This is a genomic window from Sulfitobacter sp. THAF37 (genome assembly GCF_009363555.1).
Classification (GTDB): Bacteria; Pseudomonadota; Alphaproteobacteria; order Rhodobacterales; family Rhodobacteraceae; genus Sulfitobacter.
In genome coordinates this window covers 1,944,212-1,969,497 of sequence record NZ_CP045372.1, presented here as the reverse complement: position 1 = coordinate 1,969,497, position 25,286 = coordinate 1,944,212, and the positions used below count along the sequence as shown (strand labels likewise).

Here is a 25,286-nt window from a genome sequence, read left to right as displayed (position 1 = left end):
GCTAACTTGCGCTCCATGCGCCCCCTGCCCCCCAATTTCAAAGACTGGTTCGCCGCCAAGGGCTGGTCCATCCACCCGCACCAGCAGGCGATGCTGGACCGGGCGGATGACCCCGCGCTGCTGCTGATCGCCCCCACCGGCGGGGGCAAGACATTGTCCGGCTTCCTGCCCACGCTGATCGACCTCGCCGAAGACCGGCACGAGGGCATGCACACGCTCTACATCTCGCCGCTCAAGGCGCTGGCGGCCGACATCAAACGCAACCTGACCGCCCCGGTGCAGGAGATGGGCCTGCCCGTCACCATCGACGAACGCACCGGCGACACCCCTGCCAGCCGCCGCAGACGGCAACGCGCGGACCCGCCGCATATCTTTCTCACCACGCCTGAAAGCCTCGCGCTGCTGGTCAGCTACGACGACGCCCCGCGCATGTTTCGCGGCCTCAAACGCGTGGTGATCGACGAAATCCACGCACTGGCCGAAAGCAAACGCGGCGACCAGCTGACGCTGGCGCTCGCGCGGTTGCAAACGCTCTGCCCGAACCTCAGGCGCGTGGGCCTTTCCGCCACGGTGGAAGACCCCGCCGCCATCGCGCATCTGATGGCCCGCCACCCCGATCCTTGCGAAATCCTGCTGGCCGATCCCGGCCCCGCCCCGGACATCCGGATGCTGCGCACCGAAGAAGCCCCGCCCTGGTCCGGCGGCGGCGCTGCCTATGCCATCCCCGCCGTGCTCGAACAGGTGCGGCAGCACCGGACCACGCTGATCTTCCACAACACCCGCGCCCAGGCCGAAATCTTCTTTCACAACCTTTGGCTCGCCAATGACGACAGCCTGCCCATCGGCATCCACCACGGCAGTCTCGATCGCGAACAGCGCCAGCGGGTGGAGGCCGCGATGGTCCGCGGCGATCTGCGCGCCATCGTCTGTACCGGCAGTCTCGATCTGGGGATCGACTGGGGCGACGTGGACCTGGTGATCCAGATCGGCGCCCCCAAGAACGTCAAACGTCTGGTGCAGCGGATCGGCCGCGCCAACCACCGCTACAACGCCCCCTCCAAGGCGCTGCTGGTGCCCGCCAACCGCTTCGAGGTGGTCGAATGCGTCGCCGCGCTTGACGCGGTACTGGCGGGGGAACTGGACGGCGACCCGCGCGGACCCGGCCCCCGCGACGTGCTCTGCCAGCACATCCTGATCGCCGCCTGCGCCGGCCCCTTCGACGCCGATGCGCTTTTTGCCGAAGTCACCTCTGCCGGGGCCTATGCCGCCCTGTCCCGCGCCGATTTCGACGCCTGCCTCCAGTTCTGCGCCACGGGGGGCTACGCCCTGCGCGCCTATGACCGCTGGCAGCGCCTGATGCAGCGCCCCGACGGGCTGTGGCAGCTGCGCGACCCCCGCGCGGCGCAGCGCATCCGCATGAACATCGGCACCATCCAGGACACCGACACGCTCAAGGTCAGGATGAAACGGAACCGCGGCGGCAAGCCCCTGGGCGAGATCGAGGAAGGCTTTGCCGCCTCGCTCACACCCGGCGACACGTTCCTGATCGGCGGCCAGATCGTGAAATACGAGGGCCTGCGCGACATGACCGTGGAGGTCAGCCGGGATGCGGCGAGAAAGCCGAAGATCGCCACCTTCATGGGCACGAAATTCGCCACATCGACCCAGCTGTCCGCCCGCGTCCAGGACATGTTCACCCAGGACAACTGGCCCGACCTGCCGCGTCACACCGGCGAATGGCTTCACCTGCAGCGCGAGGTCAGCCAGCTGCCGCAGCCGGGCCGCCTGCTGATCGAAAGCTTCCCCCACGACGGGCGCGAACAGACCGTGGTCTACGGCTTTGCCGGGCGCAACGGGATGCAGACCCTGGGCCTCTTACTGACCAAGCGGATGGAGGAGCTGGGCCTGCATCCCCTGGGCTTTGTCGCCACCGATTACGCCACGCTGATCTGGGGGCTGGAGGCGGTAGAGGACCCCGCGCCGCTGTTCGACCCCGCCGCCCTCCACGAGGGGCTGGAAACCTGGCTTGCGGGCAATGCGGTGATGAAACGCACCTTCCGCGCCTCCGCCACCATCGCAGGACTGATCGAACGCAACACGCCCTCGGCGCGCAAGTCGGGGCGGCAGGCCACGTTTTCTTCCGACATCCTCTATGACACGCTGATGCGCTACGACCCGGACCACCTGATGCTGCAGATCACCCGCGAAGAGGCCTTGCGCGGGCTGGTGGATTTCGGCCGCATCGAAGAGATGCTGACCCGCATCGGCGGCCGCATCGACCACCGCCGTCTGACCCGCGTGACCCCGCTGGCCGCCCCCCTGTTCCTGGAAATGGGCCGCATCCCGGTCAAGGGCGAAGCCGAAGAACGCCTGCTGGCCGAAGAGGCCGCGCGGCTGATGGAAACCTCCGGCCTTGCCCGGATCACCCCGGCGCCGTCGAACAAACCGAAATGGCGGGTGGGGTTCTAAGGGCGGGAGCCTTGGGGCGCTGGTCAGGATCAGAGGACCGGGGCCAAGCAGTGGATGAAGTGGGTGGGGAGCGGTCGTTCAATGCGCCTTGGCGCGGATGGCCGCTATGGCCCGGCAATGACAGGCTGCGAAACTTCCGCCGGTAAAAGGATCTGTCGCTCCTGCATGGGGCTGAGATCACGGCTCTCAGATCAGCCTGACAGGCAGCCGCCTGAAGGGTTCACATCCCGCGTCCAGCAGGGCATTGAGCAATTCGTCCGAGATGAACGTCGACCCGCGCGCCAGGTCTGACGACAGGTCTTTCAGCCGCCAGATATGGTGCCCCTCCAACGCAGATTTGCGCAGTGTAAAGGTATCCTCGCTCTCTCCGCCAGTCGTTACCCAATTGCCAAAGTCACGGATGAACGAACTTCCGTCCGTGCGGAACACTTTCTCCGTATTGCGCCTGACCCTCGACTCTTCGGGGACCAGCGCGTCAACCCGCGCGATCACCCCCAGCAGCCAGTAGGCATCGCGGATCTCGGCACCGTCCGGATCCGTAAATACGATGTCTCCCAACCAGACCGCATCCGGATCCATCTTCAAAAGCAGATCGCGCACCTTCCGGTCGATCATCACCTGCCTTGAAGTGCTGCACAAATGGAAAGAAAACGGCGGCAGATGACCGTCGTATTGCCGCACCGACAGGGGCAACACCTCGTCCGGGATACGGCCCGGCGTGTTCGGGTCCCACAGGAACCCGATCCGCATGTTATCGTCGGCCGTTTGGCCGTGGTATCCGACGTGGGCCATATCCGGGCGAGCCGTGGTCCAGATCAACCATGCCTTGTCAGCTGAAGTCATCGAATCTCTCACTCTCAAATTTGACACAGCCGATCGTCGCGACCGGCTCAAGACCGCGCAGCGAAATCTCCCGCAGGAAGCTGCGCGAACAGAAATGGAAGGCGGGCAGCAGCATCTGCATCCAGAAGGGCGCCTCTGCCACCACGTCACGCCGCAGGGTCAGCATCGGCCAAGTCCCCGCGTCGATGCTTATCAACGTGCCCTCGTGATCCAGCACCGGTGTCAGATGGTCGACGCTTTCCTCAGCAAGGGCGGACAGCTGCCGCCCGCAGGTCAAAAGCCAGAAGCCGCCGGTATTCACTTCGCCCGGGGCCATCTCAAGCGCCACGGGGGTAAAGTGATGCACCCCCGGATCGACATCTTCGAGCAGCGCGACGAAGGCACTGCTGACCAGCCGGGTGCTACTGTCGGGTCCATACATAAAATGCCGGGGCCTGCGCGTTTCGCCGACACGGCGCAAGGCGACCGGCTCTGACGAGAGGCCGATATCCGCCTGCTCGGGCGAGGCCCATTCGGTCTGGAATATCCCCGGTTCGCTGGAGGGCGTGAGAATGAATTGCGACGGTACCTGCATTTCTGGCCCTTACCTGTAATTGATCTGCAACGAATGCCGAGCGACAGGCAGGGACAACATGAAAGCTCCGGTATTTCGAGCCGCAACCGGCTGCGGTTCCGTGATTTACCGCCGCTGCTTGGTCACTGAAAAGCAGCAACCCGACAACCGGCTTTGGCCTGTGTCAGAACAGCAACCAAGGATCAGGCTCTGGACCCATTCTTTCCATACGCTCAGCGGCGATTTCACGAAATTTCAATGGGTTCGGGGCGTGCGGCCAATCCTCTCTGGGGACATTCCTGCGCAATGCCCTGCCGGGCCATGGTCAGCGGAAAAATCTGTCAAACTGAGCGTATCGAATTAAGGGATCCGGAGCCTAGTTCATCGGTATGAATGATCCGTTCCAATAGACGAGCGCGCCTGCGTCCTCACATTCCCGAATGGCACGTACCCTGCCGATCACGATCGAATGGGTCGCGCGATCAATCATCTCCTCGACCTCACAATCGAATGCAGCCGGTGCACCTTTCAAGAGCAGAGCACCGCTTTCAGCAGCCTCCCAGTCTCCCTGCCTGTATCGGTCTGGCCCCTTCACCCCGCGAAAGCCCGAGAAGTCCTCGGCAATCTGCTGGTGCCCCGCACCGAGGGATGACCAGCCGAACTTTCGGTACTTGTCGAGCAGGGGCCAGCTGGATGAGCTTCGGTTGACACAGGCAAGCAGGAGCGGCGGTTCGGCGCTCAGCGAGATCGCTGACGTGACCACCAGGCCGGAGATGTCGGCACCTTCGCCAACCGTGATAACCGAGCAGTTGCCCACCAACGCGCGCATCGCGTTGGTGAACGACTTGGAGGATGGAAGCTCCATCACCGGATACCCGCTTCGGCAAGCAACGGCAGTACGTTATCGCGGAAATACGGAAACTCTTCGACGTAGTCGACAAAGGACAGTGTCGTGCCTGAAAACCCGGTTTCATGCAGCTTGATGATGCCATCCGCGACCTGTCTTGGCGTGCCGACGAGCGGAAAGCCACCGTGTCCCATTGCGAACAGGTCTTTGATCTGGGCCAGCAGATCGTGAGGGAACGATTGAGCATGAGCAAACTGCAGGTTCACCAGATTGTCCACTGCCTCCCAGTCTGCCAAATCGCCCATCAGCCGGTCCCGCAGCGCAGTGGCTTCTTCCTCAGTCTCTCTGCAGATGACATGGCTGAATGTCAGAACACCGACATCACGGCCCTTGGATTTCGCCAGTTCCTTGAGCTCTTTGATCTCCGAAACCGATCGCGTCAGATCAATTGCGGGCGTGAAAAGGTAATCAGCATTTTCCGTGGCAAAGGCCCGACCGGTTTCAGAGCCCGCAGCGTTCAGGATCGGGGGGCGACCGTCTATCGGCTTGGGATCGCCTGCAACATGCTTCAGTTTGAAGTATTGCCCATCCCAATCAAAATATTCTTCGGACGCCCATAGTTTCTCTATGATCTCGAACCATTCCTGCGCATAGCCGTAGCGGGTTTCATGATCATCCGGCAGGGTCAGCCCCAGCGCCTCATATTCAGGCTTGTTCCAACCCGCAACGATGTTGAGCCCGGCACGTCCGTTGCCGACCTGGTCCATCGTGGCGATCTGTTTTGCGGAAACAACAGGATTATTGGCGGCGGTATGGAGTGTCGCAAAGACGCTGATGTTCTTGGTCGACGCCAACAGGGCGGTCGCCCATGTAACCGTTTCAAGGACACCGCCGTGAAAGTCGGTCTCGCCGCCATATCCGACCCAGCGGGCGATGGGCAGCATGAAATCAATGCCCGCCTCGTCCAGCATCTTTCCGAGTTTGAGGTTGTTTTCCCAACTGTTCACCCAGCGGTCCGGCGATTTCGTTACCGTCATGCCAGAGGAGCAGTTTGACGAAAACGTCCCCAACTTAAAGCCAGTCTTATCCTTCATCATATTCTTAGCCATCGCTTCCCTCACCATTGGATAGATTTTCAATTTGATTATTGATTCTAAACCGTATGCCAAAATTTCTTTCAGTCAAACAAAATCGATTATAAGGTCTATTTGACTAACAGGGGGGCAACTGATGACCATGGATCAGGATCCGCACGATCTCGACTATCATTGGCACTTGTCGGGCAGTGATACCGAGGTTGCCTGCACCGAGCTCGAATTTTCCCTGATGCGCTGTTTCGAAGCTTTCGGGCGCTGGCAAACTGAATGCCTGGCGTCGGTCGGCGGTATCGCCGCGACGGGTCCCGAAAACGCCTTGCTGCATCTTGTCCGCATGAATGACCGTACGAAAAGCATCAAGGAACTGGCACGTCTGACCAATCGCGATGACATACCGAATATCCAGTATTCGATGCGCAAACTGGTCAGCGGAGGTTTCGTGAAAAAACATGGGTCTGGAAGGACTGGCGTTACCTATGAGGCGACGGAGAAAGGCAAACAGGTCACTGATGATTATGGCGCGATCCGCCGACGCTTGCTGATCGAGCAGATCAAAAGCCTGCCGGAGTTCGATCAACGTCTGAAAGCCGCAAGTCAGAGCCTGAATTTATTGGCTGGAATCTATGAAGAAGTATCGCGTGTCGCTGCCACGCATCGGCGCTGAGGTAGCAGCGGCTCGCGGTCATCAATACGTCGATGCGTTCCGGCGAGCCTCAAGAGCTTCTCTCGTGAAATCCATCCCCTTGCCAAACCTGAGCATTTCAAACATGAACAAAGGATGAACGGATACGATTTCACCCTCGCCGGCGCGCAGCTGACCGCGCTCGGTTCCGGGGCGCTCTGGTGGCCGGGGCAAAGCCTGCTCTGCGTCAGCGACCTGCATCTGGGCAAATCCGAGCGGATCGCCCGGCGCGGTGGCGCGGCGCTGCCCCCTTACGACACCCGCGATACGCTGACCCGGCTGGCGGCGGACCTTGCGCTTTGTCATGCGCGCACGGTTGTGTGCCTGGGCGACAGCTTTGACGACGCGGATGCCGCCCGCGCCCTGCCCGAGGAGGAACGCCTGTGGATCGCGCGGCTGCAGGCGGGGCGGCGCTGGGTCTGGATCGAAGGCAACCACGACCCCGGCCCGGTCGACCTTGGCGGCAGCCACCTGGCGGAACTGCCCCTCGCGCCGCTCAGCTTTCGCCACATCGCACAGCCCGGTGCCAGCGGCGAGGTATCGGGCCACTACCACCCCAAGGCCAGCGTCACCACCCGCAGCGCGCGCATCACCCGTCCCGCGTTTCTGCACGACAGCGACCGGCTGATCATGCCCGCTTACGGGACCTACACAGGCGGCCTGCGCAGCCATGCCGAGGTGCTTTGCGCCTTGATGCGTCCCGAAGCGCAGGCCATCCTGACCGGCAAAACGCCGATCCCCATCCCGATGCCACGATAGGATACCATATGTCGCCAGAGGCCGTTCAGCGCATCCACGACAGTTTCGCCGCGCAAAGCATGATGACGACACTCGGCGCGACGGTGGACGCCGTGGAGCATGGCGAAGTGCGCATCGCCGCCCCGATCCTGCCCGGCGCACGCCAGCAGCAGGGCCACGGACACGCGGGGCTGACCTTTTCGCTGGGCGACACGGCGGCCGGCTACGCCGCGCTGACGGTGCTGCCCGAGGGGGCCGAGGTCGTCACTGCCGAGATCAAGATCAACCTCCTGGCCCCGGCCCGCGGCGACAGGCTGGTGGCGGTGGGCAAGGTGATCAGACCCGGCAAGCGGTTCTGCGTTGTAACGGCGGAAGTTTTTGCCGAGACCGAAGGCAAGGCAACGCTGATCGCGATCCTGCAAGGCACCATGGCGCCGGTACTGGGCTAGGACAGCCCCGCCTCGCGTGCCGCGGGGCGGAAACTGCGGCTGACCGGGATCTTGGCCCGGGGTCCTAGGCGGTCAGCCCCTCGGGCTCGGCCAGACCGTTTGCGCGGCAGCAGGCGGTGACGGTATTGGCCAGCAGGCAGGCGATGGTCATGGGGCCGACGCCGCCCGGCACCGGGGTGATCGCCCCCGCACGCGCGGCGCAGCTGTCAAAGTCCACGTCGCCCACCAGACGGGTCTTGCCCTCGCCCTTCTCGGGCGCATCCAGCCGGTTGATGCCCACGTCGATCACGGTGGCGCCTTCCTTGATCCAGTCGCCCGGCACCATCTCGGGGCGGCCCACGGCGGCGACCACGATGTCGGCACGGCGCACCACCTCCGCCAAGTCTTTCGTGCGGCTGTGGGCGATGGTCACGGTGCAGCTGTCGTTCAGCAGCAATTGCGCCATCGGCTTGCCCACGATGTTGGATCGGCCAATCACCACCGCATCCATGCCGGAGAGCGACCCGTGATGATCCCGCAGCATCATCAGGCAGCCCAGCGGCGTGCAGGGCACCATGCTTTTCTGCCCCGTGCCCAGCAGCCCGACGTTCGAGATATGGAAGCCGTCCACATCCTTGGCCGGGCTGATCGAATTGATCACCAGGTCCTCGTCCAGATGCCCGGGCAGCGGCAATTGCACCAGAATACCGTGAATTTCCGGATCGTTGTTCAGCCGGTCGATCAGGCCCAGCAGGTCGGCCTCCGACGTGTCGGCGTCAAGCTTGTGCTCGACCGATTTCATGCCGACCTCGACGGTCATCTTGCCCTTGGAGCGGACGTAGACCTGGCTGGCCGGGTCTTCACCCACCAGCACCACCGCAAGGCCGGGGGTGATCCCGTGATCGTCCTTCAGCCGGGTGACATGGTCGCCCACCTTGGCGCGGACCCTTGCCGCGAATTCCTTGCCATCAATGATCGTCGCCGTCATCTCGGGTGCTCCTTGTTTTGCTTGTCGGGCCGCATCTGCCCCGCCTGGCTTGCCGGGACGGTGGGCGGGGCGTCGGCGCAGCCGCGCGACGCCCCGCCGTACCGGCATCGGGCGGTTTAGAAAAGCCCTTCGACGTCGCCGTCGGCGTTCAGCTTGATGTTTTCAGCCGAAGGCACGCGCGGCAGGCCCGGCATGGTCATGATCTCACCGCAGATCGCCACGACGAAACCGGCCCCCGCCGACAGGCGCACTTCGCGCACCGGGATGTCGAAACCGGTGGGCGCCCCGCGCCGCTCGGGATCGGTGGTAAAGCTGTACTGCGTCTTGGCCATGCAGACCGGCAGGTTGCCATAGCCCTGATCTTCCCATTCCTTCAGCTGCGCGCGGATCTTGCCGTCCATCACCGCCTCGTCGGCGCGATAGATTTTTGTGGCGATGGTGTTGATCTTGTCCGCCAGGCTCATCTCGTCGGGGTAGATCGGCGCGAACTTCGCCTCGCCCTTTTCGATCACCTCGACCACCTTGGTCGCCAGATCGGCAGACCCTTCGGAGCCGAGTTCCCAGTGACGCGACAGCACCGCTTCGGAGCCCTGGCTGGCCACGTAGTCCTTGACCGCCTGCACTTCGGCGTCGGTATCCGTGACGAAGTGGTTGATCGCCACCACCACCGGCACGCCAAAGGACTTCACGTTCTCGATGTGACGCCCGAGGTTGGCGCAGCCCGCTTTCACGGCCTCGACATTCTCGGCCCCCAGATCGGCCTTGGCCACGCCGCCGTTCATCTTCATCGCGCGGACGGTTGCCACAACCACCACCGCCGAAGGCGACAGGCCGGCCTTGCGGCACTTGATGTTCAGGAACTTCTCGGCCCCCAGATCGGCGCCAAAGCCCGCTTCGGTCACGACGTAATCCGCCAGTTTCAGCGCGGTTGTCGTCGCGATGACCGAGTTGCAGCCATGTGCGATGTTGGCGAAGGGACCGCCATGCACGAAGGCGGGGTTGTTCTCAAGCGTCTGCACCAGGTTCGGCTGCATCGCGTCTTTCAGCAGCACGGTCATCGCGCCGTCCGCCTTGATGTCGCGGGCAAAGACCGGCGACTTGTCGCGGCGGTAGGCGACGATCATGTTGCCCAGACGCTCCTGCAGGTCGGCAAGGTCCTTGGCCAGGCAGAGGATCGCCATGACTTCGGAGGCCACTGTGATGTCGAACCCCGCTTCGCGCGGGAAACCGTTGGCGACACCGCCCAGCGAAGTCGTGATCTGGCGCAGGGCGCGATCGTTCATGTCGACGACCCGGCGCCAGACGACCCGGCGGGTGTCGATTTCCAGGTCGTTGCCCCAATAGATGTGGTTGTCGATCATCGCCGACAGCAGCGAATGCGCACTGGTGATGGCGTGAAAGTCACCGGTGAAGTGCAGGTTCATCTCTTCCATCGGAACGATCTGGGCATAGCCGCCGCCGGCCGCGCCGCCCTTCATCCCGAAGTTCGGCCCGAGCGAAGCTTCGCGGATGCAGACCGCCGCCTTCTTGCCGATGCGGTTCAGACCGTCGCCCAGACCCACCGTTGTCGTGGTCTTGCCTTCGCCCGCGGGCGTCGGGTTGATCGCCGTCACCAGGATCAGCTTTCCGTTGGAACGGTCCTGGACGGAATTGATAAAGCTCTGGCTGACCTTTGCCTTGTCATGCCCGTAGGGCAGCAGGTCGTCGCTGGAGATGCCCAGCTTCTCGCCGATCTCCTGAATGGGGCGCTTTTGCGCTTCGCGCGCGATTTGGATGTCGGATTTATGTGCCATGTGGAGATTCCCTGAAGACCGTTGAGCCGTGGCGCAGTCTTACCCCGCAAGTGACGGGGCGACAGGTTGCAATTCCGACATTTCCACCGCTCCTTGCGGCGGCGTTGCCGCAAATGTTTCTTTTCAGAAACCCCCGTTCATGCCGACAGCCGGTCGGTCGGAACATCCGCTGCAGGGAATGCGTTCGCTCACCAAGTAGCTGAAACAGACTCAAGGGAGAACAAGAATGACATATCATATGTCTCTTGCCGCCGCGGTCGCTGCAGGGATCAGCCTGACAGGCGCGGTACAGGCGCAGAACACCGACGACAATTCGGTCTGCAACGACGGCTACAGCGTGACGGACGTGGACGACAATGGCTACGTCAGCCCGATAGAGATGAACGCCTACGCCGAGAAGGCCATCGGCCAGATGGACGCCGATCAGAGCGGTTCCGTTGACAAGGACGAATACGTCAACTGCAACAACGTCCTGAGCGGCACGCAATCGGCCAGCGCCGACCGGACGGAGCGACACCTCGCCGCGCTGGATCTGAATGATGACGGCAGCATCAGCCTTGACGAGTACATGAAGGCGAGCGCCGACACCTACGAGAACGCCAAGGGCGGCGACCAGACGGCTGCGACGGATGCGGCACACCTCATCTTCATTCCCGCCGACGCAGGGCAACCGGACGTCACCACCATGAGCCGGAATGAATACAGTGCGCGTTCTGGCCTGATGTTTGTCGCGCTGGACAGCGATCAGGACAACGCGCTGACCAAGGAAGAATTCATGGAGAAGGCGCCGCCGATGGTCGACATCTCCGAAACGCTGAACCGCGAATTTGACGAAATGGACACTGACGGGTCCGGCGATCTGACCACTTCAGAGCTGACCGCCGCAAACCAGAAACGTGCGGATGAAGCGATGGAGAACGCGGAAATGCAATCCGACAGCGGGGCATCAGACATGGGCGCGCCGGTCGTCTACTACAGCTACCCCCACACCATGTAACGGGCCGGTTCGGGCAGTCTTGTCCAGGCCGGAATTCCCGGCAGTGACGGACAGCAGGCGGCACCGCATGACGTTCCGTCCTCGCAGGAGACTGCGGGGACGTTTTCGTCTGACACGGGCAGCACGGCGAGGGTCCAGCGATCCGTTCCGGTTCAATGCGCGGGACGGCTGGCGGGCCATGCGATGCCGTGTCCCGCTGGCGGCAGCTCTATTCCGGCGCCCAGGCGCGCTGTGCCGGAACATGCAGGCGCAGACTGTCGCCCACGGCCAGATCGCCTTCCCGCTCCACCCAGGCAGTGACCCCGCGTTTGCCCATCGCCGCGGCCTTGAACCCCTTGCCGTGGCCCTCGGCCTCCTTCTCTATCTCGCGCGCAGGCAGATTGCAGGGGCCGTTTAGCATATCCACGGTCAGCGTCGTCCCGCTTTCGGACTGCAGGCGGGACGACGGTGGGATATGGGTGAAATCCGGGATGCCCTGCACCACGATGGAGGCGCCCAGCAGCCGGGGGTCCAGCGTATCCACTCCGATCTCGGCGGCGATCTCTGCCATTTCCTCTGCCGACAGGATCGAAAACTGCCGCGTGTTTCGGATCTCGGTTCCTTGCGGATACTGCGCCTTGACCCGCACGCAGGAAGGCCGCGTCAGGCCCGCATGAAAGTCCCCTTCGAACCCGGCATGGGTCGCGCGGGCCCGGTCGAGGGCCTGCGAGCGGATGTTCTCGCGATTTTGCGGCACCATACCCATCCAGAGGATGGTTCCGACGTGATCGGTGGGCAGAAGTTCGGGCATGCTTGCGGCTCCTTGTGGTTCGGGCGCACTCTGACCAGCGCCGCCGCAAAAGAAAAGACCCCGCCGCGGCGGGGTCTGTCGATCTCTCAGTTCCGTGCCAGGCGCGTCAGGTCGACGGTTCCGGCTCCAGCCCGCCATCGGCGGGGGGCAGTTTCTTGCCCTTGCCCTTGGCTTTGGGGATGGCGGTGACGCTGGGCGCGCTGCCTTCGTCGGACCCGTCATCGCCGCTGTCGTCGCTGGGGGGCAGACCGTCCATCACGCGCTTGATCTCATCGCCGGTCAGGGTTTCATACTCCAGCAGGCCCTGGGCCAGCCGCTCGAACTTTTCCTCATTCTCGGTGATGATCTTCATCGCCCGGTCATAGCCGTCTTGGATGAACTTCTGAACTTCCTTCTCCACCAACTCCTTGGTGTTGGCCGACACCGAGAAACCTGCCGTGTTGCCCTGGTACCCCTGGGCGGCCTCGGAATAGTCGATGTTACCCACCTTGTCCGACATGCCCCACTGCAGGACCATCGCACGGGCCAGCGCGCTGGCCTGCTGGATATCGCCCGCAGGGCCGTTCGACACCGCATCGGGACCGTACTTGTGGATCTCCGCCGCCTTGCCCGCCATCGCCATGGCAAGCCGCTGGTGGCATTCGTCCTTGAACATGTTCAGACGGTCCATCTCGGGCAGGCTCATCACCATGCCCAACGCACCGCCTCTCGGGATGATCGTCGCCTTGTAGACCGGATCGCATTTCGGCAGCGTCATACCGACCAGCGCATGCCCGGCCTCGTGATAGGCGGTCATCTCCTTCTGCTCGGCGGTCATCACCATGCTGCGGCGCTCAGGCCCCATCATGACCTTGTCCTTGGCCTGATCGAAATCGACCATGGTGACGAAACGCCGGCCCACACGCGCAGCCATCAGCGCCGCCTCGTTCACGAGGTTGGCCAGATCCGCGCCCGAGAAGCCGGGTGTGCCGCGTGCAATGATGCGCAGGTCCACGTCCGGACCCAGCGGCGTCTTGCGGGCGTGGACGCCGAGGATCTTCTCGCGGCCCTTGATGTCGGGGTTGGGCACCGTCACCTGACGGTCGAACCGGCCGGGACGCAGCAGCGCCGGGTCCAGCACATCGCGGCGGTTGGTCGCGGCAAGGATGATCACACCCTCGTTCGCCTCGAAACCGTCCATCTCGACCAGCAGCTGGTTGAGCGTCTGTTCGCGTTCGTCGTTGCCACCGCCATAGCCTGCGCCACGGTGCCGGCCCACGGCGTCGATCTCGTCGATGAAGACGATGCAGGGCGCGTTCTTTTTCGCCTGCTCGAACATGTCGCGGACACGGGACGCGCCGACACCCACGAACATTTCGACAAAGTCGGAACCGGAAATGGTGAAAAACGGCACGCCCGCCTCGCCCGCGATGGCACGCGCCAGCAGCGTCTTACCGGTGCCCGGAGGACCCACCAGAAGCGCGCCTTTGGGGATCTTGCCGCCCAGGCGGCTGAACTTCTGCGGGTTGCGCAGGAATTCCACGATCTCTTCCAGCTCTTCCTTGGCCTCGTCGATGCCCGCCACGTCGTCAAAGGTCACGCGGCCATGTTTTTCGGTCAGCATCTTGGCCTTCGACTTGCCAAAGCCCATGGCGCCGCCCTTGCCGCCGCCCTGCATGCGGTTCATGAAATAAATCCACACACCGATCAGCAGCACGATCGGCAGCAGCGACATCAGGAATGTCTGGAAACCGGATTGTTCCTGCGGCCGCGCCTTGAGCGGCACGTCGTTGGCGATCAGCAGCGACGTGATCTCGGCATCTTCGGGCTTGACGGTGACGTAATCCGCCCCGTCCGCCTTGCGAAAGCGGACCTGTTCACCGTCGAGGGTGACGTTACGGACATCCCCGCTCTCGACCGAACTGACGAACTCGGAATAGGTGATTTCGTTGCTCTGCAACGCGTTGTTGGACCCGCTGAAAAGGTTGAACAGCGCCAGAACCAGCAAAAGCAGGACGACCCAAAACGCGAGGTTACGCATATTTCCCAAGGAATTTCTCCTAATTACAACGGGTTGCGCCGATCATGGCAGTGCCGCGCAAGGCCATGGGACAGGCCGTACACAACGACAAGATAAGGATCATCGCCGTTTATTCAATGCGATAACAGACCGGCAAAGAAGGTCTCCTCACCGGCTTGGAGCGCGGCATGCCAGTTTTGCGCAGCCCCGACAAGGGGCGCCGCGACGAGGGTGTCATCACGCCACACCGCTGGCGTCGACAGGGCCACCGGAAAGGGCAGGCCCGCGGCGCGCCATTCCGCGCATTGCGCGATGCCCTCGTGACCCAATGCGGCGATGTGCAGGTCTTTGGCGGGCCGCTCGTGGCCCTGGATGGGCATGACCCGCCACCGACCGTCCCAGGGCACGCCCGGACAACTCCGCAGGTGGCGCACGGCCTCGTGTTCGCGAAAGACCCAGATGTCTTCGTCGACCCGCAGGGCATGGCAGCCGTCCACCGTGGCGGCCTGACCGGCCCGCAGCGCGGCCATCAGGGTGGCGACAGCCGTGCGTCGGGGGGGGTAGTCGTTGCCGCTGACCCAGCCCAGCGCCCGCACCAGCAGACGGCGCTGTATTTCCTCGGGCTGGATGCGCAGGCGTCGTTCCTGCAACACCACCGCCCCCGCGTTCACATGCGCCAGCTCGCGGGCGGCCAGAAAGGTCTGCCAGTCCAGCGCCGACCGTGCATCGCGCATCTGCGCGGCGACGACGGCAAGACCCGAGGCGTCGATGCCCAGATCGCCCAGCGCCGCCAGGGCCTGACGCGCCTTGATCCGGACGAAACGGTTGTCGTCGTTGCTGGGGTCTTCGGACCAGCCGATCCCGTTTTGCCGCAGATACCACCGCAGGTCCGCTCGGGTGACAGACAGCAAGGGGCGGACCCAGACGATGCCGTGACGCACGGTTCGCGGCGGTATCGCCGCCAACCCGTCGACCCCGGCGCGGCGGCCAAGACGCATCAGCACCGTCTCTGCCTGGTCGTCGGCGGTATGGCCAACCGCGATGGTGCCCACGCCGAGGTGCTCGGCCCACTCCGCCATCCGCCGGTACCGCGCATCGCGGGCACTGGCCTGAAGGTTTCCCTTTCCGTCCCAGTCGTCCCAGATCAGGATGTCATGCGGCACCCCCAGCGCCGCGCAATAATCGCCCACGGCGCGGGCTTCCGCTTCGGCGCCTTCGCGCAGGTTATGATTGACGGTCACGGCAAACAGCCGGGTGTCGTGGCGTTTGGCGAGATCGTGCATCAAATGCAGCAGCGCCATGGAATCGCCGCCACCGGACACCGCGACCCCGATACTGTCAGGCGGTCGTGGCAAAAAGGCCCCGGCGACCGCTTCGGTCAGTCGGGCCGTCGGCACGTCAGCTGCACCCCAGCGAACGCCTTTCGGATTCCGCTTCTGTCACGACGGGGGCACCGGGAAACCGCACCCCCACTTCGGAAAGTGTGACACAGGCTTCCTGCGTCTGGCCCAACTGGCCCAGCGCGCGGCCCAGTTCGAACAGGGCCTGCGGGGCGACCGGCCCGTCTGGCGCAGTGCTGAACGCGGTCAGGAACGCGCGCGCCGCTTCCTTGGGGTCGTTCAGCCCCTGCAACGCGTCGCCTCGGCGCAGCTCGGCTTCCGCCGCTAGCGGTCCGCCCGGGTAGGTCTGATTAAAGGTCGCAAAGAGGTCTGCGGCGGCGCGAAAGTCACCGGATGCGAGCACCTCCTGTGCCCGCTTGAAGTCGGCCTCTTCACCCACGGCAAGCGACGCCTGATCGGTGGGTGTGGCCGGGTCGGTCAGCGGAGCGGACACGCTGGCCTGCCCCTCGCCGCCCAATGTGGTCGTCTCGCCAAGCGCGCCGAGGTCGCCGCCTTCGAGTTCGACCAGGCGGAACTCCAGGTCGCCGATCCGGCGCGTGCCGTCGTCCACGATGCGGTTGATGCGGTTCTCCAGTTCCTCGGTCTTCGAGGTCAGGCGCTGCAGTTCGCTTTCCATCGCGCCCACGCGTTCCAGCACCGAATTTCCCCCTGTCTCGATCGAGGCCCCGCCGGTGGTGGACAGCTCGCGCCGCAGCTTCTGCACTTCGACATAGAGGATATTCAGTTCCTGGCGGATGTCCGCCAGGGTCTGATCGTCCTGCGCCAGCACGGCGGCGGGGCTGATCGTCAGCCCCAGCACCATGCCCATTACCAAACGCATCTTCATCAATTCAGCCTCAGCTTGTCAGCCCGCCAGCCAGCACCGTCACCGCGCGGCGGTTCTTGGCATAGCAGGATTCTTCGGAGCAGATTTCGATCGGGCGTTCCTTGCCATAGCTCACGACCCGCAAACGGCTCGACGGTACGCCCTTGGAAATCAGGTATTCCTGGGCCGCGTTGGCCCGGCGGGCCCCCAGCGCAAGGTTGTATTCCCGCGTGCCCTGTTCATCCGCGTGCCCTTCGATCACGGCCTGGTAGTCCGCGTTGGTCAGCAGCCATTGCGCCTGTCCGTCCAGCGTCGCCCGCCCGGTGGGGGTCAGTGTGGACTGGTCCACCTCGAAAAGCACACGGTCGCCGATGGACTGCTGGAAATACGCCGTAGAGGTCGGGTCGCTGGCACTGCCCGGCACCACACCTCCGGCACCCGCGCCCGCGCCCGCGTTCAGGCCACCGCCTGCCCCGTCCGCGCCAAACCGGTCGGGGTTCGTACAGGCGCCCAGCGCCAGCGCCGCGATCACAATACCGGTACTCAAAAATCTGTTCATTTTGTGCCTCTCTCTGGTGGCGTCTTTTTGTGGGTCTTTGGTAACACAGGCCGCGGCCCTTGGGAAATTCGCTACTTCACGGTTACGTCAGTTCTGTAACGGAGACCACGACGGGTCCGATCCGCCCTGCGGCGTCTGCACCGGGCGCAGGTTGCGCCCCGAGATATCCACCGAATACAGCGTCGAAGACCCGCCCGCGCCCTGGGTTTCGCGCGCAAACATGATCACCCGGCCATTCGGCGCCCAGGTCGGACCCTCGTCCAGGAAGGACGCGGTCAGCAGCCGCTCTTCCGACCCGTCCAGCCGCATCACGCCGATGTGGAAACGGCCCTTGTTCTGCTTGGTAAAGGCCACAAGATCCCCGCGCGGCGACCAGACCGGCGTGCCATAGCGGCCTTCGCCGAAGGAAATGCGCGTCGCCTCGCCGCCGGTGGCGGACATGATGTAAAGCTGCTGGGTGCCCGACCGGTCGCTTTCGAACACGATCCGGCTGCCGTCGGGGGAAAAGCTTGGCGCCGTCTCGATCGACGGCGTGTTGGTCAGGCGCACGGACTGGCCGCTGGCGATATCCATCGTATAGATGTCGGTGTTGCCCCCGCTGGTCAGCGAATAGACCACCGTTTGACCGGACGGAGAGAAGCGCGGCGCAAAGCTCATGGTGCCTTCGGCACTTTCCAGCACCCGCCGCTGCACCGACCCGATGTCGAGCACGTAGATCCGGGGAAAGCCGCTTTCGTAGCTGGTATAGAGAACGCGATCACCCGAGGGCGAAAACCGCGGGGCCAGCACGATGGACCCTGAATCGGTCAGATACTGCACGTTCGCGCCGTCATAATCCATGATCGCCAGCCGCTTCTGGCGCGCGTCCTTGGGGCCGGTTTCGGAAACATAGGCCACCCGGCTGTCGAAATAGGGGCCTTCGCCGGTGATGCGCGAATAGACCGCATCGGCCACCTTGTGCGCCATGCGGCGCCAGGCGTCGGTCGTGCCGGAGAACTGCAACCCGTCGCCCAGCTCCGCGCCGGAGAACACGTCGTAGAGGCGGAATTTCACGTTCACGGAATTGCCCTGCACGTTCACCGCGCCGGTGATCAGGGCCTGCGCGTTGATCGCCTTCCAGTCGGCATATTGCACCGGCGCGTTGAAATCGCTCACGGTCGAGATGAAGGCCGACGCCGGGATTTCCCGAAACAGACCGGTGCCGGTCAGATCGTCGGACACGACCCGCGAGATGTCATTGGCCAGCTGCCCCGCCTCGGCGGTTTCAGGCTGAAAGCTGGGAACGGCAAAGGGCAAAGGTTCGATCACGCCTTCCGTGATCTCGATCCGCAGCGGCCCCTGCTGGGCCTGCACCGCCCCGGAGAAGGCGCAGATCACGGCCAACAGCAGGCTCAAAAAACGCAGTTTCATCTCGTCAGCATCCTTTCGGGCTTATACGTACGGCAAGTATTTCGCGGCAAGGCCGATAATGCGAGATGAACTTGCCCCGATTTCGCAGCATAGCGAAATAATGCCGGTGCGGCGGCGTTTGTTCCATCATTTCACCCGCATCCGCTCAGGGTTGAAGGTCATCTCGATCTCCTGCCACTGGCTGTATTTCTCCGCCGGCAACTGGTAGCCCTTCGATCCGCACAGGATGATGGCCCGCCGGGCCGCTTCGAAAGCCTGCTTGGCGGCAGCGGGCGATCCGCCCTCACTGCCGGCCATCTGGATGGACGAGATGATGGGCGTGGCGTCCTGCGCCATGTTCACTGTCACCACAACCGTGGTGCGCAGCGCCTCGGACGACAGCGACCCCACGTTCCAGCAGTTCGACACAGCGACCCGCAGGTTCTCCTTTTCCCCGGCGGTCAGCGGCGGGCCGCTCGGCGCGGGGGGTGCAGGTGCCTCGGTCGCCTCCTGCGCCGCGGCGACGGCGGCAGCGATCGCGTCGGCATCCACATCCGTGTCCGGTGTTTCGGTCGGGGCCGGAGTCTCGGCCACACGCGGCGTCTCCGTCGGGGTCTCGACCGGTGTTTGCGCGACCTGCGGGGCCGATGGCCGCCGCCCGGGCGGACGGGGCGAGGCTGCGGGGGCCTTCGTGGCCTCGGTCACGATCTCGGTCGTCGCCTCCTCCGGCGCGGTGGCTTCCTGTGTTTCCTGCGGGGCATCCCCGGTTTCATCCGGCGCCACGGCCTCCTGCTCCACCGGGTCCGGCGTCGCCTCGGGCTCGGGCTGCGCGACGGGTTCGGGGGCGACCCGCTCGACCGGGCGGGGTGCGGCTTCGGGCGCGACCTCGGGCACCAGCACGGCCTGATCGCCCACGGGCTCGTCCAGCGTGGGCGGCGTATCGGTCACGTCGGCCTGAGGCGGAAGCGATTGCTCCGCCACTTCGGGCGGGGTGTCATCGGCGGGCGGCTCCGCCTGTTCCGGTGCGGGCTGTTCCACCTCGGCATCGGGTTCCGCCACCACCTCGGGGGCATCGGGCGTCACCTCGGGGGCGTCGGGCTGGGCCACCTCTGTCGCCGTGTCGGGTGGCTGCTGCGCCGCGATCAGCGCATCGAAATCGGACCCGGAGATCACCGACACCTCGGTCATCTCGAAAGGCGGCGGCTCGGAGGTAAAGAAATTGCCCAGCAGCAGCCAGCCGATCACCGTAAGGTGCCCGGCACCTGAAACATAGTGACCGATATGAAGATCGCTGCGGCGCAAGGCTCACTCCGTTCCCGCGTTATCCAGCGCGGGACCGCCGATGTCCGTCACCAGCCCGATGTTGGAAAAACCACCCGCGTTGAGCGCGCCCATGACCTCCATCACCGTGGCATAGGGCACCGCGCCATCCGCCCGCAGGTAGACCCGGTCGCTGGCCCGTTCCGTCGCGATGCCGCGCAGGCGCGTCACCAGCTGGTCCCGCGCCACTTCCGTGGTCTGAATCTGCACCGCGCCATCGGCGCTCACGGTCACGGTCAGCGGCTCCTCCTGCTCGGCCGGCAGGGCACCGGCGGCGGTCTTGGGCAACTCGACCGGCACGCCGACTGTCAGCAGCGGCGCGGCGACCATGAAGATGATCAGCAGCACCAGCATCACGTCCACGAAGGGCGTGACGTTGATTTCGGACATGGGCTGCGCCCGCCCGCGACGGCGACCGCGCCCGCCCCCCTGTTTCCTGATGACACCCGCCCCCATGGATCAGCTGTCCAGCTGGCGCGACAGGATCGTCGCGAATTCGTCGGAAAACGCCTCGTGCGCCCCGATGATACGCTCGCTGTCCGCGTTGAGCTTGTTGTAGAAAATCACCGCCGGGATCGCCGCCAGCAGGCCCAGACCCGTGGCAAGCAACGCCTCGGCGATACCCGGGGCCACGACGGCCAGGTTGGTGTTCTGCTGCGCCGCGATCTCGACAAAGGCGTTCATGATACCGATCACGGTGCCGAAGAGACCGATGAACGGCGCCGAGGAGCCGACCGTGGCCAGCACCGTCAGCCCGCCCTGCAGACGCTCGGCCTCCTTGGCGATGGCCACATCCATCGACCGGTCGATGCGCGCCGTGGCGCCGGGGATCAGCCCGCCATCGTCCCGGTGCGACCGCTGCCATTCGGTCATGCCCGCCGCGAAAATCTTTTCCGACGGCCCGCTCGGATCGGGGCCGATCTGGTCGTAGAGCCCGTCCAGCGGCTCGCCCGACCAAAACGCCCGGTCAAAAGCCGCCTGTTCGGAACGTGCCCGGCGGTATTGCAGCAGCTTCTGCACGATGATCGACCACGACCAGAACGAGGCGATGATCAGGATGATCATCACCAGTTTCACCGTCAGCGTCGCCCGCGCGAAAAGTGCCCACACGGAGAAATCAATCTCCTGCGCCAATGCCAGCGTTTCTGCTTCCATTATACCTGCTCTTGTTTTGCTGCCGCGCCGCGGCTGCGTGCCTCATGCGGCCCTGTTTTCCAGGGCGCTATTTGGCGCAAACCTATCCCAGTGCAAGCGGGAAAGCCAGAACATTGGCGTCAACCCGCCGCATCCGTGGGCAGTGAGCGGAGTTTTGCTGGCAATCTGGTGGGTTTTCCGCCGGTGGTCATGCAGACGGCAGTGACTACCGCGCGGAAGATCGCCTTGCCGTCACGGCAGACCTCCTGATGAAAGACCCAGCGCGTCGCGCCTTTGGCAAAATGCGTCGTGCGCACCTCCAGCCGGTCGCCAAAGCCCGCGGTGCCCAGAAAATCCGCCTCCACCCGGGTGACGACGAACACGATCCCCTGCGCGCGCATCTCCCGCTGATCGAGGCCGATCTGTTCCACGATGTCGGACCGGGCGCGCTCGATGTAGCGCAGATAATTGGCGTAATAGACGATGCCCGCCATGTCTGTGTCTTCGTAAAAAACCCGTACCGGGAAAACATGGCTCATTGCGGCGCCCCGATCCGCGCCGCCAGCCGCAATGCATGGGACGGGTCGCTTGCCGCATGCGGCAGCACCGGGTCGTAGGCGGCGCGCAACAGCTGCGCCAGCTCGGGCCGCAGCACGGTGGTCTCCCCCGACACCGCCAACGCGGAACGATCCTGAAACGCCAGATCCGACCACAGCAGCATGGACTGGACTATCTGGCTCAACGCCAGGGTATGCGCGGGCACCGCGCTCAGATGACGATCCATGCGCAGGAACACGAAACAGGCCTTGATCCCGCCCTGCTTGTCAAAGCGGAAGAACCGGTACTGGTTGGCCTCCGCCGCCTCCAGCCGCGTTACCAGCGGCTCAAGGTCCGGCAACAGCCTGTCCATGCCCGGCACCTCAGGCAGCTCCGACCATTCCCGAAAGAAGAACAGCATCAGATTGCTGCCCAGCTCCGCGTCCATCTCGCCCATCTCGTGCCCGGCCAGCGCGCAGACCGCCTCCACCGCGCCCTTCACCACGCCCAGCGTCGCATCGTCCACGCCAAAGACCACCGGGCAGACGGGCCGCCCCCAGCGGGCAAAGGCGAATGTCCCGTCGGCCCGGGTGAACAGGGCTTCGATCTGCTCAGCTTCCATGTTTCATTGTTCCCCAAATACACATCGCGCCGGATCAGCCAAAAAGATCGCTCTGTCCCCTGGGTGCCGGCAGCCCCAGATGCGCCCAAGCCTTCGCGGCCAGCATGCGCCCGCGCGGGGTTCGTTGGATGAGCCCCTGCTGCAACAGGAAGGGCTCGATCACCTCTTCCAGCGCATCGCGGCTTTCGGACAGGGCCGCCGACAGGGTCTCGATCCCCACAGGCCCCCCCTGGTAGTTCTCGGCGATCAGACCGAGATAACGCCGGTCCGCGCCGTCAAGGCCCAGATGGTCCACGCCCAGCCGGGTCAGCGCCATGTCCGCCAGGCCCCGCGTGACACGGCCATCCCCCTCCACCAGGGCAAAGTCGACGACCCGGCGCAGCAGCCGCCCCGCGATGCGCGGTGTGCCCCGCGCCCGGCGGGCGATCTCGCGCGCACCGCCCTCGTCCGCCGGTGCGCCCAACCGCCGCGCGTTGCGGTCGACGATGGTGAAAAGCTCGTCCTCGGTGTAGAACTGCAGCCGCGTCGGAATGCCGAAGCGATCCCGCAGCGGCGTGGTCAGCAGCCCCATCCGCGTGGTCGCGCCGACCAGCGTGAAGGGCTGCAATTCGATCCGCACGGTCCGCGCCGCCGGCCCTTCGCCAATCACGAGGTCCAGCTCGAAATCCTCCAGTGCGGGGTAAAGCACTTCCTCCACCGCCGGGTTGAGCCGGTGAATCTCGTCGATGAACAACACATCACGCGCTTCGAGATTGGTCAGGATCGCCGCCAGGTCCCCCGCCTTGGCCAGGACCGGGCCCGAGGTCATGCGGAACCCCACCCCCAGTTCGCGCGCCATGATCTGCGCAAGCGTCGTCTTGCCCAGCCCCGGAGGCCCGTGGAACAACGTGTGATCCATCGCCTCGCCGCGCTGGCGGGCGGACTGGATGAAGACCCGCAGGTTCGCCCGCGCCTCGGCCTGGCCTATGAATTCATCCAGCATCTGTGGCCGCAAGGCGCGGTCGACATCCTCTGGCAGCGGCTCGGGCCGCACTGTGGGGTCAATCTCGGTCATCGGTCATCCGTGCCATTCCCGGCCCCGGGCGGGGCTGTTGCCTGGCACCCTACCCCTTCGGCGCCAGCAGTTTCAACGCCGCGCGGATCAGGGCGGGAGTGTCGGCGTCGGGCATCTCGCCTGCCGCCTGCACCACAGCGCCCGCCGCGTCACCGGGGGCATAGCCGAGGTTGCCCAGCGCCGACAGCGCATCCGCCTGCGCCGAGCTGGCAGCGGGGGTGGCGCGGGCGGGACGGGGGGCGGCGGGCTCGATCACCTCCGCCTCCGCATCGCCCTGCGCCTGCGCCAGGGTGCCGCCCATCGCCATGACACCGGGGGCCTTGTCCTTGAGGTCCAGCACCACGCGCTGCGCGATCTTGGGGCCGACGCCCCTGGCCGCCTTGACCGCGTTCCAGTCGCCCAGCGCGATGGCGCGGCTCACCCCGTCCGGCCCCAGCGCGCCCAGGATGGCGAGCGACGCCTTGGCCCCCACCCCCTGCACCGATGTCAGCAGGCGGTGCCATTCCTTCTCTGCCAGGGTCTGGAAGCCGAAAAGCTGCATCAGGTCTTCACGCACCACCAGATCGGTATAAAGCGCCACGACCTCGCCCACGCCCGGCAGGGCGGCAAGCGTTCGTTCGGAACAATAGACCAGATAGCCGACACCGCGCACGTCGATCAGCAGATGATCCGCCGCGCGGTAGTCGATCACGCCGGTAATCTTGCCAATCATGCGCTGGCCCGTGCCACGGCCGCCGCCAGCCCTGTCGCGCCGCCGTGGTGGGCATGGCAAATCGCGATGGCCAGCGCATCCGCCGCATCCGGGCCCGCGATCTCGATCCCGGGCAGTTGCATCCGCACCATATGAGACACCTGCCCCTTGTCGGCATGGCCGACGCCGACCACCGTCTTCTTGACCGTGTTGGGCGCATATTCACCCACCTCCAGCCCCGCCTGCGCCGGGACCAGCATCGCGATGCCCCGCGCCTGACCCAGCTTGAGCGTGCCCGCGCCGTCCCTGTTGACAAAGGTCTGCTCCACCGCCGCGGCCTGGGGCCGATATGTGACCACGATCCGCGTCAGTTGCGCATGCAGCGACAAAAGCCGCCGCGCAAGGTCGTCGCCCTGCGACACGATCACCCCGTTGGCCACATGCGACAGCCGCGGCCCGGACACGTCGATGATGCCCCAGCCCAGGTTGCGCAACCCCGGATCAATGCCGATTACCCGTATCATCCCGCCCTTTTCGCCTCTGCTGTTGTTTTTTTGATGCACTAGCACGAAAGGCGAACATTCACCAAGATGTTTCGCGCCTCACCCCGACGCGTCAGGCAAAGCGTCGTTTTTGGATCACGGCGGCTGTTTTCGCCCCCGCAGCACCCGGAAACGACATGAAGGCACAGCTCGCCAAGCGCATATTTTCAACTGCCTGATGCCGGTTTGAACCCATGCAAAAGGCGCAGAACACACATGCACTTCTGTCAATTGTGCCGGATTTCAATTCCGCCTATTTGCGCGGCACACCGCCGGGAAAACCGGCTCCACTTCTGTAATAGGACGGCTACAATGGCAGCTTTCGACACCACCCGCACCGCATACGGCTCCACCAACGCCGTGTCCCGCTTCTTCTCCGGTCTGACTGCAGTCACGTCGATGTTCGTCGCCTGGAAAGATGCCCGCGCAACCCGCCGGGCCCTTTCGTCACTGACGGACCGCGAGCTTGAAGACATCGGCCTCGTCCGGGGCGACATCGACCTGGTTGCACAATCCAACCTGATCCGCTGACCCCGGCGCGGCGCCCCGCCGCAGCCGCGACCGGCCCTTCAGACAAAAGCCGCGCCTCCCGACACCGGGAGCGCGGCTTTTTCATGCGTGGACGGCAACGCCCCGGTCCGGGCGATGCAGTGAAGGTCAGCGCAGGACCGGACCGGTCATCGCGGACAGCTTTTCAGTGACCGGGTCAATGGCAAGCACCTTGGCACCGGCCTGTTCGACAACGGTGCCTTTCTCAAGCTTCGCCAGACGTTCGTTGTAGGTCACAGGCCCGACCGAAGCGACCATAAAGGTCTTCAGGCCGAGAAACCCCAAGGCAAACATCAGCAACAACTTGAACGGAAAGCCGCGGCGGCGGCGTCTGGGGGTGACGGTGATCAGGCCGTCGCGTCCCACCCTGGTGACATAGCCATGCGTCATCTTCGCATGCTTTTTTCCCAGTTTCGAAAGCCGGGCAACAAAGTGGTCGTGTGTTTCAACCATGGCAGTG

Annotated in this window: 27 protein-coding genes; 6 read left to right on the top strand and 21 right to left on the bottom strand. The window is 64.5% G+C overall.

Translation table 11 applies throughout. From position 1 onward, the window contains the following. Positions 1 to 15: 15 nt before the first annotated feature. Positions 16 to 2,469 carry a ligase-associated DNA damage response DEXH box helicase gene (locus FIU94_RS09660; RefSeq protein ID WP_152465600.1) on the top strand — a complete coding sequence of 818 codons (2,454 nt, stop codon included), beginning with the start codon at positions 16 to 18 and terminating at the stop codon, positions 2,467 to 2,469. Positions 2,470 to 2,655: 186 nt separating this feature from the next. On the opposite strand, the gene FIU94_RS09655 is transcribed toward FIU94_RS09660, so the two are convergent. From FIU94_RS09655 to FIU94_RS09640, 4 genes are all read right to left on the bottom strand, one after another. Beyond that, positions 2,656 to 3,312, bottom strand: a complete 657-nt coding sequence (locus tag FIU94_RS09655; protein ID WP_152465599.1) for a DUF1629 domain-containing protein — start codon at positions 3,310 to 3,312, stop codon at positions 2,656 to 2,658. Beyond that, entirely contained in the window at positions 3,299 to 3,886 is a 588-nt protein-coding gene (locus tag FIU94_RS09650; RefSeq protein ID WP_152465598.1) for a DUF1629 domain-containing protein, read from the bottom strand. The genes FIU94_RS09655 and FIU94_RS09650 overlap by 14 nt, the downstream gene beginning before the upstream one ends. Positions 3,887 to 4,241: 355 nt before the next feature. Next, complete coding sequence (locus FIU94_RS09645) at positions 4,242 to 4,730, bottom strand: flavin reductase family protein (protein ID WP_152465597.1); 489 nt, start codon at positions 4,728 to 4,730, stop codon at positions 4,242 to 4,244. Further along, positions 4,730 to 5,821: an LLM class flavin-dependent oxidoreductase gene (locus tag FIU94_RS09640; protein ID WP_172975880.1), complete on the bottom strand. Its 1,092-nt coding sequence runs from the start codon at positions 5,819 to 5,821 to the stop codon at positions 4,730 to 4,732. The genes FIU94_RS09645 and FIU94_RS09640 overlap by 1 nt, the downstream gene beginning before the upstream one ends. 121 nt (positions 5,822 to 5,942) lie before the next feature. Between FIU94_RS09640 and FIU94_RS09635 the strand changes: the two genes are divergently transcribed. The 3 genes from FIU94_RS09635 (at position 5,943) to FIU94_RS09625 (ending at position 7,678) form a co-directional block, all read left to right on the top strand. Next, positions 5,943 to 6,473 carry a winged helix DNA-binding protein gene (locus tag FIU94_RS09635; protein WP_152465596.1) on the top strand — a complete coding sequence of 177 codons (531 nt, stop codon included), beginning with the start codon at positions 5,943 to 5,945 and terminating at the stop codon, positions 6,471 to 6,473. 114 nt (positions 6,474 to 6,587) lie between these two features. Further along, positions 6,588 to 7,250: a ligase-associated DNA damage response endonuclease PdeM gene (pdeM, locus tag FIU94_RS09630; RefSeq protein ID WP_152465595.1), complete on the top strand. Its 663-nt coding sequence runs from the start codon at positions 6,588 to 6,590 to the stop codon at positions 7,248 to 7,250. 8 nt (positions 7,251 to 7,258) lie between these two features. Beyond that, positions 7,259 to 7,678, top strand: a complete 420-nt coding sequence (locus FIU94_RS09625) for a PaaI family thioesterase (RefSeq protein WP_152465594.1) — start codon at positions 7,259 to 7,261, stop codon at positions 7,676 to 7,678. A 64-nt stretch (positions 7,679 to 7,742) separates the two neighbouring features. Here the strand turns inward: FIU94_RS09625 and folD are convergent, their stop codons facing one another. Both folD and FIU94_RS09615 read right to left on the bottom strand, forming a co-directional pair. After that, a complete protein-coding gene (gene folD, locus FIU94_RS09620; RefSeq protein WP_152465593.1) occupies positions 7,743 to 8,645 on the bottom strand; it encodes a bifunctional methylenetetrahydrofolate dehydrogenase/methenyltetrahydrofolate cyclohydrolase FolD in 903 nt (300 codons plus the stop codon). Positions 8,646 to 8,761: 116 nt separating this feature from the next. Next, positions 8,762 to 10,438, bottom strand: a complete 1,677-nt coding sequence (locus FIU94_RS09615; RefSeq protein WP_152465592.1) for a formate--tetrahydrofolate ligase — start codon at positions 10,436 to 10,438, stop codon at positions 8,762 to 8,764. Between the two features lie 226 nt (positions 10,439 to 10,664). Here FIU94_RS09615 and FIU94_RS09610 point away from each other — a divergent pair, with 226 nt between their 5' ends. Further along, on the top strand, positions 10,665 to 11,435 hold the full coding sequence (locus tag FIU94_RS09610; protein ID WP_152465591.1) for a hypothetical protein: 771 nt from the start codon (positions 10,665 to 10,667) through the stop codon (positions 11,433 to 11,435). Between the two features lie 208 nt (positions 11,436 to 11,643). Here FIU94_RS09610 and FIU94_RS09605 read toward each other — a convergent pair whose 3' ends face one another. The 14 genes from FIU94_RS09605 to ruvC form a co-directional block, all read right to left on the bottom strand. Next, entirely contained in the window at positions 11,644 to 12,225 is a 582-nt protein-coding gene (locus tag FIU94_RS09605; protein WP_152465590.1) for an MOSC domain-containing protein, read from the bottom strand. Positions 12,226 to 12,331: 106 nt separating this feature from the next. Next, positions 12,332 to 14,245: an ATP-dependent zinc metalloprotease FtsH gene (gene ftsH / locus FIU94_RS09600; RefSeq protein WP_152467002.1), complete on the bottom strand. Its 1,914-nt coding sequence runs from the start codon at positions 14,243 to 14,245 to the stop codon at positions 12,332 to 12,334. Positions 14,246 to 14,358: 113 nt separating this feature from the next. Next, on the bottom strand, positions 14,359 to 15,621 hold the full coding sequence (tilS, locus tag FIU94_RS09595) for a tRNA lysidine(34) synthetase TilS (protein ID WP_254702504.1): 1,263 nt from the start codon (positions 15,619 to 15,621) through the stop codon (positions 14,359 to 14,361). Position 15,622: 1 nt separating this feature from the next. Beyond that, on the bottom strand, positions 15,623 to 16,444 hold the full coding sequence (ybgF, locus tag FIU94_RS09590; protein WP_152467000.1) for a tol-pal system protein YbgF: 822 nt from the start codon (positions 16,442 to 16,444) through the stop codon (positions 15,623 to 15,625). Between the two features lie 16 nt (positions 16,445 to 16,460). Beyond that, on the bottom strand, positions 16,461 to 16,988 hold the full coding sequence (gene pal / locus FIU94_RS09585; RefSeq protein WP_152465589.1) for a peptidoglycan-associated lipoprotein Pal: 528 nt from the start codon (positions 16,986 to 16,988) through the stop codon (positions 16,461 to 16,463). A gap of 87 nt (positions 16,989 to 17,075) precedes the next feature. After that, on the bottom strand, positions 17,076 to 18,398 hold the full coding sequence (gene tolB / locus FIU94_RS09580) for a Tol-Pal system beta propeller repeat protein TolB (RefSeq protein ID WP_152465588.1): 1,323 nt from the start codon (positions 18,396 to 18,398) through the stop codon (positions 17,076 to 17,078). Between the two features lie 126 nt (positions 18,399 to 18,524). After that, positions 18,525 to 19,679 (bottom strand): energy transducer TonB, encoded by a 1,155-nt coding sequence (locus FIU94_RS09575; RefSeq protein WP_152465587.1) that lies wholly within the window; start codon positions 19,677 to 19,679, stop codon positions 18,525 to 18,527. A gap of 3 nt (positions 19,680 to 19,682) precedes the next feature. Next, on the bottom strand, positions 19,683 to 20,153 hold the full coding sequence (gene tolR / locus FIU94_RS09570) for a protein TolR (protein ID WP_152465586.1): 471 nt from the start codon (positions 20,151 to 20,153) through the stop codon (positions 19,683 to 19,685). Positions 20,154 to 20,156: 3 nt separating this feature from the next. Beyond that, complete coding sequence (gene tolQ, locus FIU94_RS09565; protein WP_152465585.1) at positions 20,157 to 20,852, bottom strand: protein TolQ; 696 nt, start codon at positions 20,850 to 20,852, stop codon at positions 20,157 to 20,159. Between the two features lie 119 nt (positions 20,853 to 20,971). Continuing rightward, a complete protein-coding gene (locus FIU94_RS09560) occupies positions 20,972 to 21,370 on the bottom strand; it encodes a YbgC/FadM family acyl-CoA thioesterase (protein WP_152465584.1) in 399 nt (132 codons plus the stop codon). Next, positions 21,367 to 21,990, bottom strand: a complete 624-nt coding sequence (locus FIU94_RS09555; protein WP_152465583.1) for a hypothetical protein — start codon at positions 21,988 to 21,990, stop codon at positions 21,367 to 21,369. Before FIU94_RS09555 ends, FIU94_RS09560 begins: the two co-directional genes overlap by 4 nt. Before the next feature lie 34 nt (positions 21,991 to 22,024). Continuing rightward, positions 22,025 to 23,044, bottom strand: a complete 1,020-nt coding sequence (gene ruvB / locus FIU94_RS09550; RefSeq protein ID WP_152465582.1) for a Holliday junction branch migration DNA helicase RuvB — start codon at positions 23,042 to 23,044, stop codon at positions 22,025 to 22,027. 49 nt (positions 23,045 to 23,093) lie between these two features. Beyond that, positions 23,094 to 23,756 carry a Holliday junction branch migration protein RuvA gene (ruvA, locus tag FIU94_RS09545; RefSeq protein WP_152465581.1) on the bottom strand — a complete coding sequence of 221 codons (663 nt, stop codon included), beginning with the start codon at positions 23,754 to 23,756 and terminating at the stop codon, positions 23,094 to 23,096. Beyond that, positions 23,753 to 24,259 (bottom strand): crossover junction endodeoxyribonuclease RuvC, encoded by a 507-nt coding sequence (gene ruvC, locus FIU94_RS09540; RefSeq protein ID WP_152465580.1) that lies wholly within the window; start codon positions 24,257 to 24,259, stop codon positions 23,753 to 23,755. The genes ruvA and ruvC overlap by 4 nt, the downstream gene beginning before the upstream one ends. A 330-nt stretch (positions 24,260 to 24,589) precedes the next feature. On the opposite strand from ruvC, the gene FIU94_RS09535 reads away from it, so the two are divergent. Then, positions 24,590 to 24,808: a DUF1127 domain-containing protein gene (locus FIU94_RS09535; RefSeq protein WP_152465579.1), complete on the top strand. Its 219-nt coding sequence runs from the start codon at positions 24,590 to 24,592 to the stop codon at positions 24,806 to 24,808. Between the two features lie 126 nt (positions 24,809 to 24,934). Here FIU94_RS09535 and FIU94_RS09530 read toward each other — a convergent pair whose 3' ends face one another. Beyond that, positions 24,935 to 25,279: a hypothetical protein gene (locus FIU94_RS09530; RefSeq protein WP_152465578.1), complete on the bottom strand. Its 345-nt coding sequence runs from the start codon at positions 25,277 to 25,279 to the stop codon at positions 24,935 to 24,937. Between the last annotated feature and the right edge of the window lie 7 nt (positions 25,280 to 25,286).

Coding starts and splice junctions, on each gene's coding strand:
- FIU94_RS09660 (WP_152465600.1), top strand. CDS start 16: ATGCGCCCCCTGCCCCCCAATTTCAAAGACTGGTTCGCCGCCAAGGGC.
- FIU94_RS09655 (WP_152465599.1), bottom strand. CDS start 3,312: ATGACTTCAGCTGACAAGGCATGGTTGATCTGGACCACGGCTCGCCCG.
- FIU94_RS09650 (WP_152465598.1), bottom strand. CDS start 3,886: ATGCAGGTACCGTCGCAATTCATTCTCACGCCCTCCAGCGAACCGGGG.
- FIU94_RS09645 (WP_152465597.1), bottom strand. CDS start 4,730: ATGGAGCTTCCATCCTCCAAGTCGTTCACCAACGCGATGCGCGCGTTG.
- FIU94_RS09640 (WP_172975880.1), bottom strand. CDS start 5,821: ATGGCTAAGAATATGATGAAGGATAAGACTGGCTTTAAGTTGGGGACG.
- FIU94_RS09635 (WP_152465596.1), top strand. CDS start 5,943: ATGACCATGGATCAGGATCCGCACGATCTCGACTATCATTGGCACTTG.
- pdeM (WP_152465595.1), top strand. CDS start 6,588: ATGAACGGATACGATTTCACCCTCGCCGGCGCGCAGCTGACCGCGCTC.
- FIU94_RS09625 (WP_152465594.1), top strand. CDS start 7,259: ATGTCGCCAGAGGCCGTTCAGCGCATCCACGACAGTTTCGCCGCGCAA.
- folD (WP_152465593.1), bottom strand. CDS start 8,645: ATGACGGCGACGATCATTGATGGCAAGGAATTCGCGGCAAGGGTCCGC.
- FIU94_RS09615 (WP_152465592.1), bottom strand. CDS start 10,438: ATGGCACATAAATCCGACATCCAAATCGCGCGCGAAGCGCAAAAGCGC.
- FIU94_RS09610 (WP_152465591.1), top strand. CDS start 10,665: ATGACATATCATATGTCTCTTGCCGCCGCGGTCGCTGCAGGGATCAGC.
- FIU94_RS09605 (WP_152465590.1), bottom strand. CDS start 12,225: ATGCCCGAACTTCTGCCCACCGATCACGTCGGAACCATCCTCTGGATG.
- ftsH (WP_152467002.1), bottom strand. CDS start 14,245: ATGCGTAACCTCGCGTTTTGGGTCGTCCTGCTTTTGCTGGTTCTGGCG.
- ybgF (WP_152467000.1), bottom strand. CDS start 16,444: ATGCGTTTGGTAATGGGCATGGTGCTGGGGCTGACGATCAGCCCCGCC.
- pal (WP_152465589.1), bottom strand. CDS start 16,988: ATGAACAGATTTTTGAGTACCGGTATTGTGATCGCGGCGCTGGCGCTG.
- tolB (WP_152465588.1), bottom strand. CDS start 18,398: ATGAAACTGCGTTTTTTGAGCCTGCTGTTGGCCGTGATCTGCGCCTTC.
- tolR (WP_152465586.1), bottom strand. CDS start 20,153: ATGGGGGCGGGTGTCATCAGGAAACAGGGGGGCGGGCGCGGTCGCCGT.
- tolQ (WP_152465585.1), bottom strand. CDS start 20,852: ATGGAAGCAGAAACGCTGGCATTGGCGCAGGAGATTGATTTCTCCGTG.
- FIU94_RS09560 (WP_152465584.1), bottom strand. CDS start 21,370: ATGAGCCATGTTTTCCCGGTACGGGTTTTTTACGAAGACACAGACATG.
- FIU94_RS09555 (WP_152465583.1), bottom strand. CDS start 21,990: ATGGAAGCTGAGCAGATCGAAGCCCTGTTCACCCGGGCCGACGGGACA.
- ruvB (WP_152465582.1), bottom strand. CDS start 23,044: ATGACCGAGATTGACCCCACAGTGCGGCCCGAGCCGCTGCCAGAGGAT.
- ruvA (WP_152465581.1), bottom strand. CDS start 23,756: ATGATTGGCAAGATTACCGGCGTGATCGACTACCGCGCGGCGGATCAT.
- ruvC (WP_152465580.1), bottom strand. CDS start 24,259: ATGATACGGGTAATCGGCATTGATCCGGGGTTGCGCAACCTGGGCTGG.
- FIU94_RS09535 (WP_152465579.1), top strand. CDS start 24,590: ATGGCAGCTTTCGACACCACCCGCACCGCATACGGCTCCACCAACGCC.
- FIU94_RS09530 (WP_152465578.1), bottom strand. CDS start 25,279: ATGGTTGAAACACACGACCACTTTGTTGCCCGGCTTTCGAAACTGGGA.